Genomic DNA, 13,540 nt, shown 5'->3' with positions numbered 1-13,540 from the left:
TAGCCGCCCCTTACGAATTAGCTTCTGGTAGGCCACTAGCGCGCAGCTACTCGCACGTAGCGGATTTGCTGAAATACCTTTTGCTCTGGCTTCCAGATGGGAAACTCTACTTGCAGCACGTTGCGCGTGAGCTTCACAATTGCCTGCGTATCGAGGCTGGGGGCGTTGCTGTCGGAGGTAGTGCTGTAGCTGGTAAGCAACCCGTTTTTTACCTCATAGCGCCCCCGCTCGGTATAGAAGGGCTGCTTGTCCCTGATCATCTCATAGTCGTACGTGCCATCGGCCCGGTACTCCACTTGCACGGTAAGGGTGCCCTCCTTCACGGCAGCGTTGGTTTCGCCAGCGGGGCTGTAGAATAGCTTCTGCTGCAACGAATCAGGCAGTGGCCTACGGGCTTCGAAGGTTATCTGCTTAAGGGTCCAGCGGCCCACCAGCGCCGCGGGCACTTGCGCCCCAGCGTTTTGCACAACCACTACCAGCAGGAACACCAGAAAAAAGCGCGAACCATAAAGTTTGCGCTTTGCTGGTTCAAGAAAACGAAAAGATAGCCGCATACGGCCCAAGTTGCGAATTACGCCGGTATTCTCACGCCCCCGCTGGGGCGGCAGTGCCGCTAAGCCACGCCAACTCGCTACTCCGGCTGGCACTCCCGGCACACGCCGGCCAGCAGATAGTCGCGGGTTTTGGCCTCAAACTTCGCGGGCAGCGTCACGGCCGGAATGGCTACTTGGTTAAGGCAGTAGATGTGCTGGCAGTTGGTGCACTTGAAATGCACGTGGTTGTCGAAGTGCTCGTGGGCGCTGCACTCAATGGAGCAGGCAGCGTAGCGCACGGTGTCGCTGGTGTCGATAACCCGGTGGATCAGGCCGCTTTCCTCAAAGGTTTTTAGCGTGCGGTAGAGGGTAATCCGGTCGGTTTCACCCCCAATCTGCTGCTCAATCTCATGGCCCGAGAGAGCAAAGGATGAATCGAGCAACGTTTGCAATACGGCCCGGCGCACGGGCGTCTGGCGCAGCTCGTGGCGGAGTAGGGTCTGGGAAATACGGTCTGGACTTGCCATAGGAATACAAAGATACGGCGAATATGCGGGGGCGTCCCTCGGATAAAAACAGGAATTTATGCGCTATAGTTGGGTGATCTGGAAGCTAGAAAGGTAACCTCATCCGCTTATTGCGAAGAAATGTGAAACTTGGCTAATCGTACTGTCATTTCCCATGTCTTGCTTTCTGCCCCTATCCGCACGTTTGAGAAGTTGTGGCCTACTGTGCGGCCTCGTGCTGTGGCTGGTGGGCTGCTCCCCCTCCACCCCACCGCCCAAGTACACCATTGGCTTCTCGCAGTGCACCAACGGCGACGCGTGGCGCCAGGCCATGCTGGCGGGCATGCAGAAAGAGTTGAGCTTTTACCCGGAGGTACGCTTCCGCATCAAAGATGCCCACGACGACAGCCGGCTGCAGGAAAAGCAGATCCGGGAGTTCCTTAATGAGAAAGTAGACCTGCTCATCGTGTCGGCCAATGAGGCCGAGCCCGTGACGCCCATTGTGGAGGAAGCCTTTAACCGGGGCATTCCGGTGGTCATTCTGGACCGGCGCACTACATCCAAGCTCTACACGGCCTATGTGGGTGGCAATAACCTGGAGGTAGGCAAGGCCGCCGGCAACTACGTGGGCAACCTGCTGGAAGGCCGCGGCAATGTACTGGAAGTGATGGGCGCACCCGGTGCCTCGCCTGCCCTCGACCGGCACCGGGGCTTTGCGCAGGCCTTAGCCGCCTACCCTGGCCTACACCTGGTGGCGCAAGTGCACGGCGACTGGAAGCGCCCTTCCGTAATGCAGCGCCTGCCCGCCGTCCTGCGCCAGCACCCCGACATCAACCTCATCTTCGCGCACAATGACCGCATGGCCTTGGGGGCCTACCAGGTGTGCAAGCAGTTGGGGCTCGATGGGCGCATTAAGGTGATTGGCGTGGATGGCTTGCCCGGCCCCCATGGCGGCCTGCAGTTTGTGCAGGATGGCGTGCTGAGTGCTACCATGCTCTATCCGCCCGGCGGCGAAGAAGCCATCCGGACGGCCATGAAAATTCTGCACAAACAGGCCTACGAAAAGGAAAACACGCTCAGCACCATGGTCATTGACTCGACCAACGTGCTGACTATGAAACTGCAAACCGAAAAGCTCACCAGTCAGCAACAGGACATTCAGCGTCAGCAGCGGCTCCTGCAGCAGCAGCGCGACACGTACGCCAGCCAGCAAACGGTGCTGTACGTGTTGGCCGCGGCGCTGCTGGGCGCCGCCGTGCTAGGCCTGTTGGTGTGGCGCGCCTTCCGAGCCAATCGGCGCATCAACCGGCAGCTGGGTGAGCAGAACCAGGAAATCTTGTCGCAGCGCAACCAGATTCAAGAGTTTGCCGAGCGGGCCCGCGTAGAAACGGAAGCCAAGCTGCGCTTCTTCACCAACTTCTCCCACGAGCTGCGCACTCCGCTTACCCTCATCCTGGGGCCCGTGGAGGAAATGCTAACCAGTGGCCCCGAGCTGCCCGCCGCCCAGCGCCACGACCTGAGCCTGATCCGGCGCAACGCCCAGCGCCTGCTGCAACTGGTGAACCAGCTCATGGATTTCCGCAAGATTGACGTGGGCAAGATGCCGGTGCGCGCCACTGAGGGCAACCTGGTAGCTTTTGTGCGCGAGATTATGGACGTGTTTGAGCGGCCCGCCCGGCAGCGCGGTATCAGCTTGCGGTTCCTGCCCGCTGAGCCAGTTATTCCGCTGTGGTTTGATGTGAACATCCTCGATAAAGTGTTCTTCAACCTGCTCAGCAATGCCCTCAAGTTCACGCCCGACCGCGGCCACATCACCGTCAGCATACAGCCGGTGCCCGCCGAGCGTTTGGTGCGGGTGAGCGTGGAGGACGATGGCCGCGGCATTTCCGATGAAGACAAAGCCCACATTTTTGAGTGGTTTTACCAAGGTCAGCAATCCGTTTCGAAAGGCTCGGGCATGGGTCTGGCTCTTGCGTTAGGCCTCACCCGCCTGCACCAGGGACAACTCAGCTTCACTAGTCAGCCCGGCAAGGGCAGCACCTTTGTGGTGTCGCTGCCCCTGGAGCTGCCCGCCGCCCTGCGCTCCGCTAGTGCCCCCGTGGTGGCCTCCCCGGCCTTCGCGCTGGAGGAAGGAATTATGCCGCCCGCCCCTGCAAATGAGGCCGTGCTTAGCCTAGCTTCGGGCGTCACGAGCGAGGCCTTAGTGTTGGTCATTGAGGATAACCCCGAAGTCAATGCCTTCCTGACCCAGAAGCTGCAGCCGTACTTCCAGGTGAACACAGCATTTGATGGCGCCACTGGCCTACGACTGGCAGCCGAATCTATTCCCGACTTGATTATTTGCGATGTGATGCTGCCGGAACTGAGTGGCCTAGAAGTGGTAGCCCAACTCAAGGGCGACTGGCGTACTTCCCACATTCCGGTGGTGCTACTCACGGCCCGCAATGCGCCCGAGCAGCAAGTGGAGGGCGTGCAGGCTGGCGCCGACTTATACCTTACCAAGCCCTTTAACCCCACCTTTCTGCTCGAAAGCCTGCGCACCTTGCTCGCCAACCGCGAAAAGCAGCGCGAGCATTTCCGGCGGGAGCTTTCCGTGGATACCGCCACCGTGGCCCCGCAACGCGTCGATCAGAAGTTTCTGGCCGACCTCACGGCCATTGTGGAGGCCAACCTGAACCGCTCCGATTTAAGCGTGGAAGACGTGGCGCGCAGCCTCGGTATTTCAAGGGTGCAGCTCTACCGCAAGGTGAAGGCTGTACTGGGCACTGGCGTTACCGATTTCATTCAGGGCATCCGACTTACCAAGGCCCGGCAACTGCTCCTCGATGACGAATTGACTATTGCTGAAGTGGCCTACCAGTTGGGTTTCTCCTCGCCCTCATATTTCTCCACCAGCTTCAAAGCGCGCTATCAAGTGTCGCCCTCCGAGTTCCGGGCCATGCACACCACGGCCGGCTAGGCCACTCCTTCTGTCATCCCTCTAAGGGCTGCGTCGGCTTCCTCGTGTGAGGGGCCGGTGCAGCCCTTTCGTTTTGGTGACAAGGCAGCTTACCCACAGGTATCAATTTTTAAAATAGGGTATCAGAAGTGAAAGTCGGGACGTTTAAGGAAAATTCACCATAAGCCATAACATACTCATTATCAATTATATACATTACAAATAAAAGTTGATTCAATAGTGCAAGAGTTTGAGCGAATAGAGCAAGCTCTGGCCGAGGTAACGCTGGATATTTGAACCAGTCCTCGGCGCTACATCCCAGCCCGATACTTCAAGTCCCGCCGCCAGCTGCCCCTGCGTTGTAGCTGCTAAACCCAAGGGCCGCTAGGGCGGCGGGGCTTTTGGAGTGAGTACTACCCGCCTCCCAAACGGGTAACCCGCTGGCTCTTCCCTAGGCCAGTCTCCGCCTGCATCATCCCACACTTTCCTTTTCCAATTCCCACATGAAACACACTGTACCCCTGCTGCGCCGGGCTGCTGGCCTGACGTTGCTCTCCGCCCTGCCGCTGGCCGTGGCCACGCCCACGCAAGCCGCAGCGCTAGGCCACTCTGGAGCCTCCGTGGCTACCCTCGCCGATGTGCCCGTAAAGGGCCGCGTGCTTGATGAGAAAGGCGTTGGGATGCCCGGCGTAACGGTGGTGGCTAAAGGTACCGCCCTGGGCACCTCCACCGATAACGATGGCAACTTCACGCTCTCGGTGCCCGATAATGTTACGACCCTCTTCATCTCCTTCGTGGGCTATAAGTCGCAGGAGGTGGCGGTGGCGAGCGGCAATTTCACCATCACGCTGGCCCCCGATGCGGCGGCCCTAGATGAGGTAGTGGTAACCGGCTACCAGACCCAGCGCAAGGCCGACCTGACCGGCGCCGTGGCCGTGGTGAAGACAGAGGAAATCAAGGACATGGCCTCCAACGACGTGACCCGCAACTTGCAGGGCCGCGTACCCGGTGTGCAAATCAACACCGACGGCGCGCCGGGCAGCGCGGCTACCGTACGCATCCGGGGCATTGGCACGCTCGGCAACAACGATCCGCTCTACGTTATCGACGGCATCCCAACCAAGGAGGGCATCAACCAAATTAACCAGAACGATATTGAGTCGATTCAGGTGTTGAAAGATGCCTCGGCGGCTAGCATCTACGGCTCACGCGCTGGCAACGGCGTTATCATCATTACGACGAAGAAAGCCAAGAAAGGCGCTACGCGGGTTGACTTCTCGACCTTCTTCAGCGTGCAGCAGCCGGGGCCGCACATCAAGCTGCTCAACACCCTCGACTACGGCCGCGTGTACGGCCAGGCCGCCATCAACGACGGTACCGTGCCCAGTCTGCCCTACTACAACTTCCAGACCCACCGCGACGCTGGCGGCCAGTTAGTGCTGGATGGCGTGACGGTGCCGGAGTTCATCGACGCCGACAAAACCCAGCGCGCTTCGGACACCGACTGGTTCAAGGAAACCCAGCAGAACGCCCTGATTCAAAGCTACAACCTGAGCCTAAGTAGCGGCAGCGAGCGGGGCGGCGCCCTGTTCTCCCTGAACTATTACGACAACAGCGGCACCCTGAAGCACACCAGCTTCGACCGCATGACGGCCCGCCTCAACTCCGACTACAACTTCCTGGAGGGCAAGCTGAAAGTGGGCGAAAATCTAACTATTGTGAAGTCGCAACGCGCCGAGTTTGACCTGAACCTGGTGCGCGACCGGACCACGCAGCTGCCCTCCATTGTGCCGGTGCGTACCGTGGACGGAGCGGGTTGGGGTGGCCCCGTAGCGGGTATGAGCGACCGGGACAACCCGCTGCGCCTACTCACGGATAACAAGCAAAACCGCTCCAACACGGGCCGGGTGTTCGGCAACCTGTTTGCTGATGCGGAGATTCTGAAAGGCCTACACCTGCGCACCAGCTTTGGCATCGACTACAGCCTGTTCAAGTATCGTCAGATCTACAAGACCTACAAGGCCGGCTTTCTTTCCGAGGCCAATAACCGCGTAACCGACAACAACCGGTTCTGGGGTAACTGGGTGTGGCAGAACACGCTGAACTACGACATGACGCTGGCCGGCAAGCACCAGTTGGGCTTCGTGGCCGGCACCGAGCGCATCAGCTACTACGATGAGAGCAGCTACGCCTCCCGCACCAACTTCGCCAGCGAAGACCCTAGCTACGCTTACCTCGATGCCGGGGCCGCCAACAAAGACAATGGCGGCGGCGCCACGGCCTACCGCCTGGCTTCCTACTTCGGCAAAGTCAACTACTCCTTCGCCGACCGCTACCTGCTCTCGGCCACCATCCGCCGCGACGGTTCTTCGCGCTTTGGTGAAAACGAGCGGTTTGGGGTGTTCCCGGCCCTTTCGGCTGGCTGGCGCCTGAGTGAGGAAGGCTTCCTGAAAGACGCCGTGCCCTTCCTCTCTGATTTGAAACTGCGCGCTGGTTGGGGCCAGACGGGCAATCAGGACATTGCCAACTTCGCCTCGCGGGGCCTGTACCAGTCGTTACTGGGTACTATCGACCCCAACTTTGAGTACGACCGGGGTACGGCCTACGACATCTACGGCAACGACACCAACTTGCCTTCGGGCTACCGCCGGGTGCAACGCCCTAATCCCGGCCTGAAGTGGGAAACCACCACCCAAACCAACGTGGGCGTCGACTTTGGTTTCTTCCAAAACAAGCTCTCGGGCTCGGTTGACTACTTCGTTAAGAACAGCAAAGACATTCTGGTGAACCTACCCTACCTGGCTGTGGTGGGCGAAGGCGGCGACCAGTTCGTGAACGGGGCCTCCATCCAGAACAAAGGCTGGGAGTTCCTGCTCAGCTACCAGAGTGAGCTAGCCAACGGCCTGACCTACGGCATCACGGGCAACCTCTCCACCTACCGCAACAAGCTCACCTACCTCCCCGATGAAGTAATCAACGCCTACGGCGGCAACGGCCAGGATGTAACCCGCCTAGGCCACTCCATCAACGCGGTATACGGCTACGTGGCCGATGGCTTGTACCAGAACGCGGCGCAGGTGGGCGAAGGCCCCACGCAAGTAGGAGCCGCCCCCGGCCGCATCCGCTACAGAGACCTGAACGGCGACGGCAAAGTGGACAACTTCGACCAGACCTGGATTACGGAAGGCGTGCCTGATTTCAACTACGGCCTCAACCTGAACGCGGGCTACAAGGGCTTCGATGTGCAGGTGTTCTTCCAGGGTGTGCAGGGCTTGTACGCTTTCAACAACGCCAAATTCCGGACGGATTTTTCATCGCTGGCGTCGGGCGAAAACTGGGGCCAGCGCCTACTGAATGCCTGGACGCCGACTAACACCGGCTCTACTATTCCGGCCGCTACGCTCATCAACACCAACAACGAGGGGCGCTCTTCCACCTACTTCATCGAAAACGCTTCCTACATGAAGCTGCGCAACGTGCAGGTGGGTTACTCGCTGCCGAGTGGCCTAGTGAGCCGATTTAAGCTGCAGGGCGTGCGCCTCTACGTGCAGGGCCAGAACATTTTCACGGTCAAGAGCAAAGAGTACACCGGCGCCGACCCCGAGGTGACCAACTACCAGTACCCGCTGCCGCGCATTTTCACCACCGGCCTCAACGTTTCCTTCTAACCACCCGCCCGCGCTATTCCCATGAAAATCATCAAAACCAGCGTGTTGGCCCTGTCGCTACTCGCATTTGCTTCTGGCTGCAACGACAACAAGTTCCTGGATGTGGCCCCTACCGGCGCCCTCAGCGACGACCAGTTGAACACGCCCGCCAACATTGAAAAGCAGGTTATTGCTGCCTATTCTCAGCTCGGCAACGACGTGTACCGTGCCCCCTATACCTCCATGTGGCCCTACGGCAACGTGCGCGCCGGCGACGCCTACAAAGGCGGCAACGGCACCGCCGACGTCGACGCTTTCCACTTCTACGAGACCTTCACCTTCAACCGCGTCGATGTCGGCAATACTGATGAATTGTGGTTCTTGATTTACATCGGTGTGTCGCGCTGCAACGATGCCCTGCGCCGCCTCGATGCGGTAGATGCCGCCGCTATGCCCACCAAGGCCGTGCGCCAGGGTGAGGTGCGGTTCCTGCGCGGCCACTACTATTTCCTGCTGAAGGAGCTGTTTAACCGGGTACCGTACATTGACCAAACCGTGCCTACCGATAAGTACGGCGAGGTATCAAACGTGGACCTGAGCAGTGATGCGCTCTGGACTAAGATTGCCGACGACTTCCGGTTTGCGGTAGCCAACCTACCCGAAACTCAGCCCGAAACGGGGCGGGCTACGAAGTCGGCGGCCCAGGCCTACCTAGCCAAGACCCTCCTCTACCAGGCCTACGTGCAGAATGACAACCACGCCGTGACGTCAGTAGACCAGACCAAGCTGCAGGAGGTCGTGAGCCTGACCAACCAGGTGATTGCCTCGGGCAAGTACTCCCTGCACCCCGACTACGCCACCAACTTCCTCACGGCCGGCGACAATGGTGTGGAGTCGGTGTTCGCCATTCAGTTCTCGCGCAACGATGGCACGCCTAAGGGTCGAACCGACCGCGGCAATCAGCTCAACTACCCCATGAACCCGGACTACGGCTGCTGCGGATTCCATCAGCCCAGCCAGAACCTGGTGAATGCCTACAAGACGGATGCCCAGGGCCTGCCCCTGTTCACCACGTTCAACAATTCCGACCTCAGCACGCCCACTGACTTCCAGACGAATACCGTTGACCCCCGCCTCGACCACACGGTAGGCATCCCGTCGCACCCCTACAAGTACGCGCCTACGTTCGTGTTTGAAACCTCGTGGCTGCGCGACCAGAACACCTACGGCGTGTACATGTCGATGAAGGAAAACGTGCTACCCTCCGACCCGAGCTTCCAGAAGACGCCGCCCTTCATGAGTTCCTCGAAGAACTGGGCCATCATTCGGTTTGCTGATGTACTGCTGTGGAAGGCAGAGGCCCTGATTGAGCTGAACCGCGCCTCGGAAGCTCTGCCCATCGTCAACCAGATTCGGCAGCGCGCCCAAAACAGCACCGCCCGCCTGAAAACTGCCACCGGCGCCAACATTTCCAACTACAAGATTGGGCTGTACTCGGCGGGGCAGTGGAACCAGCAGTACGCCCGCGAGGCCCTGCGTTTTGAGCGCCGCCTGGAGTTTGCTATGGAAGGCCAGCGCTTCTTCGACCTGGTGCGCTGGGGCATTGCTGGCGACTACCTGAATACCTACTTCGACAAGGAAAAGACCAAGCGACTGTACCTGCGGGAAGCCCGCTTCACGAAGGGCCGCGACGAATACCTGCCCATTCCGCTCAACCAAATCAATTTCAGCAAGGGCCTGTACAAGCAGAACCCTGGCTGGTAGAGGTGAGCTTGTGAAGTAGTGAACTGGTGAGTTTGAGGTTCTGCTTACGTGCCGTGTGCCAGTAGCGCCGTCTAGGCCAGTGACACGTTACACCCACCATTTCACTACTTTACACCTTCACTACTATACAATTTCACCCTTGAATTTTCCGCTGTGAAAAATAGCAACGTTTACTTCTGGTCATTGGTGGTAGCGCTAGGCGGCTTCCTGTTCGGTTTTGATACGGCCGTGATTTCGGGCGCCGAAAAAGCCATTCAGCAGGTTTGGAGCCTGAGCCCCGTAGAGCACGGCTTCACTATCTCCATTGCCCTAATTGGCACCGTGTTCGGAGCCATCTTCGGCGGCATTCCGTCTGATAAGCTGGGCCGCCGCCAAACCCTGATCTGGATTGCGGTCCTCTACTTTGTGTCGGCGCTGGGCGCGGCCCTTACGCACAGTTGGATGGCGTTTGTGGTGTTCCGCTTTTTAGGTGGCCTAGGTGTGGGAGCATCGTCGGTTACGGCGCCTTTGTACATCTCGGAAGTGTCGCCGCGCGAGTCAAGGGGGCGTATGGTGAGCATGTTCCAGTTCAATATTGTGCTGGGCATTCTGGTGGCCTACCTCTCCAACTACCTCCTTACGGGTGTGGGCGAGCAAGATTGGCGCTGGATGTTGGGCGTGCAGGTGGTGCCGGCGGCGCTGTTCTTTGGGCTACTGTTTCGGGTGCCGGAAAGTCCCCGCTGGCTTATTGGCCGCGGCCGGGTAGAAGAAGGCCGCCGGATTCTGCACCTCATCAACCCCACCTCTGCCGACGAAGACGTAACCAGCATCCTGACCACCAACGCCACCGACGAAGCCCAGGTGGGGGGCCGCTCGTTGTTCGCCAAGCAGTACAGGACTCCGGTAATGCTGGCCGTACTGTTTGCGGTGTTCAACCAAGTGTCGGGCATCAACGCCATCATCTACTTCGCCCCGCGCATCTTTGAAATGACTGGCCTAGGCAAAGGGTCGGCCCTACTGTCGTCGGCTGGGCTGGGCCTCGTGAACTTCATCTTCACGCTGCTGGCCCGTCAGTTTATTGACCGCGTAGGCCGGCGCCAGCTCATGCTCATCGGCTCGTACGGGGTCATTGCTACGCTAGGCCTGGTGTCGTGGGCTTTTTACACCGAGAACTTTGGGGCGTTAGGCGGCATGCTGGTACCCGTGCTGCTGTTCGTCTACATCGCCTTTTTCGCCTTCTCGCAGGGCGCGGTTATCTGGGTGTTCATTTCTGAAATCTTCCCCAACACGGTGCGCGCTAAAGGCCAAGCGCTGGGCTCCTCCACACACTGGGTTATGGCCGCCATCATTGCCTTCACCTTTCCATACCTCGCTGAGAAGCTGGGTGGCGGCCACACCTTCGCGTTCTTCTGCGCCATGATGGTGCTCCAACTGCTCTACGTGTGGCGCCTGATGCCCGAAACCAAGGGTACCTCCCTGGAGCAACTCGAAAAAACGCTGGTCATTCATTAGGGACTTATGAGATTGGGGACTTAGGGTCTTGGATGACGTTCCGCACGACATCAAGATGTGAGAGAGCCATATCCAAGATCCTAAGCCCCAAGTCCCTAAGACCCCATTCCCCAGCTCCAACTTTCCAACTCATGACCCTAAAACCCCAAGACCCCAAGACCCCAGCCGTTGTTTGTTACGGCGAAGTGCTGTGGGACGTGCTGCCCTCGGGTAAACAGCCGGGCGGAGCTCCCTTCAACGTAGCCGTGCACGTACACCAGCTAGGCCTGTCCGCCGACCTCATCAGCCGCGTGGGCGATGATGATTTGGGAACGGAACTGCTTGAATTTATTGAATCAAAAGGCTTGCGCACCGACTTCGTGCAGCATGGCAAAACCCACCTCACAGGCGTAGTAAAAGCCAACGTAGACGACGCTAACGAGGTAACCTACAAGATTGTGCAGCCCGTGGCCTGGGACTACATCCAGTATGATAGCGCCCTGGAAAAGCTGGTGGCGGAAGCTGACATGTTCGTCTTCGGGAGCCTGGCCGCTCGCCAGACGGCCACCCGCGAAACGCTGTACCGCCTGCTGGAACATGCCCGCTTCAAGGTCTTCGACGTGAACATGCGCCCCCCGCACTACAGCAAGGAGGTAGTGAAATACCTGCTCGAAAAAGCCAATCTGGTGAAGATGAATCACCACGAGTTGGCCGAGATTATGGCGTGGTTTGGCGAAGAGACCGACAAGCCCGCCGCCATGCAATGGCTGGCTACCCGCTTCGACCTGCAAGCAGTGTGCGTCACCTGCGGGGCCGATGGTGCGCTGCTCTGGACCAACGGCCAGCTTTACCGCGCGCCCGGCGTGGCCGTGGAAGTGAAAGACACCATCGGCAGTGGCGACTCGTTTCTGGCGGCGCTGCTCAAAGGCTGGCTATCTGGCACCGAGCCTGGCGAAGCCCTGCGCTTTGCCTGCGCTACCGGCGCCTTAGTGGCCACGCATTTGGGTGCCACACCGGCCTTCTCAGAAACTGATGTAACCGAACTGCTGGCCACACAAGTGGCCTAGACCAGTAGCTGCTTCTCTGCTAGTACAGGTTCTTTTCTTCTCTTCCCACCCGTATGAAAAAAGCTCTTTTCCTAGCTTTCTCCCTGTCCAGCTTCACGGCCCTAGGCCAGTCGCAGCCCAAGCCGGTGCCGCCGGCCACGCCGCAATACCGGCCAGCTTACCACTTCACGCCCGCCGCCCACTGGATGAACGACCCCAACGGCATAGTGTACTACAAAGGCACCTACCACCTGTTCTTTCAGCATTACCCTGAGGCAATGGTATGGGGCCCTATGCACTGGGGCCATGCAACAAGTACCAACCTAGTAAACTGGCAGGAGAAACCTATTGCTTTGTTTCCGGATAGCCTAGGCTATATTTTCTCGGGCAGCGCGGTGGTAGATGCCAACAACACGGCGGGCTTCGGCAAGAATGCCATAGTGGCCATCTTCACTCATCATAACCCTAAAGCTGAGAAGAACGGACAGAATAAGTTTGAGTATCAGAGCCTAGCATATAGCACCGACGCTGGTAATATGTGGACCAAATATGCTGGCAACCCGGTGCTACCCAACCCCGGCATACGGGATTTCCGCGACCCGAAAGTGAGCTGGCACGAAGCCAGCAAGCAATGGGTTATGACGCTAGCAGCTCAGGACCGCATCAACTTTTATGGCTCTCCTAACTTGAAGAATTGGACCAAGCTCAGTGAGTTTGGCGAAAAAGTGGGCGTACATAGTAGCGTGTGGGAATGCCCCGATTTATATCCGCTCACTCTCAACGGCAAAAGTTATTGGGTGCTGACCGTGAACCTGAATAACGGCGGCAGAAACACGCAATACTTTATAGGCCAGTTCGACGGCAAAACCTTCACGCCGCTTTCCACCGACACCAAGTGGCTCGACTATGGCCCCGATAACTACGCCGGCGTAACCTGGAATAACACTGGCAACCGCCGAATTTTCATAGGTTGGATGACGAACCTGCAGTACGCCAGTGCCTTGCCTACCTCGCCCTGGCGCAGCGCCATGACCGCTCCTCGTGAATTAGCGTTGCGGCAGGTAGGCAACCAGCTCTTATTGGCCTCGCAACCGGTACAGGAAGTAGCTGCCGCTTTTCAGGCGCCGATTACGCTGCCAAACGTAACTGTAAGCCAGGAAGTCGATCTGACTCCTAAGCTCAAGCCCGTCGGCGATAAGTATGAGCTAAAGCTTACTACTCAGCAGCTCACCGACTTCTCGCTGGTATTCTCGAATAGCAAAGGCGAAGAGCTGGTGCTGGGCTACGATGCACAGGCCAAGCAGTACTACATCGACCGCACCAAAGCCGGGCAAAGCAGTTTCAGCGACAAGTTTGCTTCTCGCCACACGGCCCCACGATTTGCTAACACGACGACGGCAGACCTGATTCTGCTCTTTGATGCCGGTTCCGTGGAGCTGTTTGCCGATCAAGGCCTGACAGTAATGACAGCGCTATTTTTTCCTACCCAACCTCTTAGTACACTCAAACTGCGCTCCAACGGCAATTTTGTCGTGCAGAAGCTCACCTACGCTTCCTTCACCAGTAAACTGTGAGGCAATCCTAATAGACCACAGTCGCTTCGGTAACGCTTTAGATAAAGCTAATTCGCTTCTCT

Annotated in this window: 8 protein-coding genes; 6 read left to right on the top strand and 2 right to left on the bottom strand. The window is 58.4% G+C overall.

Annotated features, from left to right (window positions below; all coding sequences use genetic code 11):
- Positions 1-35: 35 nt before the first annotated feature.
- On the bottom strand, positions 36-554 hold the full coding sequence (locus EU556_RS11625; protein ID WP_135434270.1) for a hypothetical protein: 519 nt from the start codon (positions 552-554) through the stop codon (positions 36-38).
- A 77-nt stretch (positions 555-631) separates the two neighbouring features.
- Positions 632-1,060 carry a Fur family transcriptional regulator gene (locus tag EU556_RS11620; protein WP_135434269.1) on the bottom strand — a complete coding sequence of 143 codons (429 nt, stop codon included), beginning with the start codon at positions 1,058-1,060 and terminating at the stop codon, positions 632-634.
- A 154-nt stretch (positions 1,061-1,214) separates the two neighbouring features.
- Here EU556_RS11620 and EU556_RS11615 point away from each other — a divergent pair, with 154 nt between their 5' ends.
- The 6 genes from EU556_RS11615 to EU556_RS11590 all read left to right on the top strand — a co-directional run bounded on the left by EU556_RS11615 (position 1,215) and on the right by EU556_RS11590 (position 13,478).
- Entirely contained in the window at positions 1,215-3,998 is a 2,784-nt protein-coding gene (locus EU556_RS11615) for a substrate-binding domain-containing protein (protein WP_135434268.1), read from the top strand.
- A gap of 482 nt (positions 3,999-4,480) precedes the next feature.
- Complete coding sequence (locus tag EU556_RS11610) at positions 4,481-7,645, top strand: SusC/RagA family TonB-linked outer membrane protein (protein ID WP_135434267.1); 3,165 nt, start codon at positions 4,481-4,483, stop codon at positions 7,643-7,645.
- 21 nt (positions 7,646-7,666) lie between these two features.
- On the top strand, positions 7,667-9,388 hold the full coding sequence (locus EU556_RS11605) for a RagB/SusD family nutrient uptake outer membrane protein (RefSeq protein ID WP_135434266.1): 1,722 nt from the start codon (positions 7,667-7,669) through the stop codon (positions 9,386-9,388).
- 153 nt (positions 9,389-9,541) lie between these two features.
- Entirely contained in the window at positions 9,542-10,879 is a 1,338-nt protein-coding gene (locus EU556_RS11600) for a sugar porter family MFS transporter (RefSeq protein WP_135434265.1), read from the top strand.
- A gap of 131 nt (positions 10,880-11,010) precedes the next feature.
- Positions 11,011-11,925 carry a carbohydrate kinase family protein gene (locus tag EU556_RS11595; protein ID WP_167855551.1) on the top strand — a complete coding sequence of 305 codons (915 nt, stop codon included), beginning with the start codon at positions 11,011-11,013 and terminating at the stop codon, positions 11,923-11,925.
- A gap of 53 nt (positions 11,926-11,978) precedes the next feature.
- Entirely contained in the window at positions 11,979-13,478 is a 1,500-nt protein-coding gene (locus EU556_RS11590; RefSeq protein WP_135434264.1) for a glycoside hydrolase family 32 protein, read from the top strand.
- Positions 13,479-13,540: the final 62 nt, after the last annotated feature.

The organism is Hymenobacter fodinae (genome assembly GCF_004745825.1).
GTDB classification, from domain to species: domain Bacteria; phylum Bacteroidota; class Bacteroidia; order Cytophagales; family Hymenobacteraceae; genus Hymenobacter; species Hymenobacter fodinae.
This window is presented reverse-complemented; position numbering and strand designations above follow the sequence as displayed.

Coding starts and splice junctions, on each gene's coding strand:
- EU556_RS11625 (WP_135434270.1), bottom strand. CDS start 554: ATGCGGCTATCTTTTCGTTTTCTTGAACCAGCAAAGCGCAAACTTTAT.
- EU556_RS11620 (WP_135434269.1), bottom strand. CDS start 1,060: ATGGCAAGTCCAGACCGTATTTCCCAGACCCTACTCCGCCACGAGCTG.
- EU556_RS11615 (WP_135434268.1), top strand. CDS start 1,215: ATGTCTTGCTTTCTGCCCCTATCCGCACGTTTGAGAAGTTGTGGCCTA.
- EU556_RS11610 (WP_135434267.1), top strand. CDS start 4,481: ATGAAACACACTGTACCCCTGCTGCGCCGGGCTGCTGGCCTGACGTTG.
- EU556_RS11605 (WP_135434266.1), top strand. CDS start 7,667: ATGAAAATCATCAAAACCAGCGTGTTGGCCCTGTCGCTACTCGCATTT.
- EU556_RS11595 (WP_167855551.1), top strand. CDS start 11,011: ATGACCCTAAAACCCCAAGACCCCAAGACCCCAGCCGTTGTTTGTTAC.
- EU556_RS11590 (WP_135434264.1), top strand. CDS start 11,979: ATGAAAAAAGCTCTTTTCCTAGCTTTCTCCCTGTCCAGCTTCACGGCC.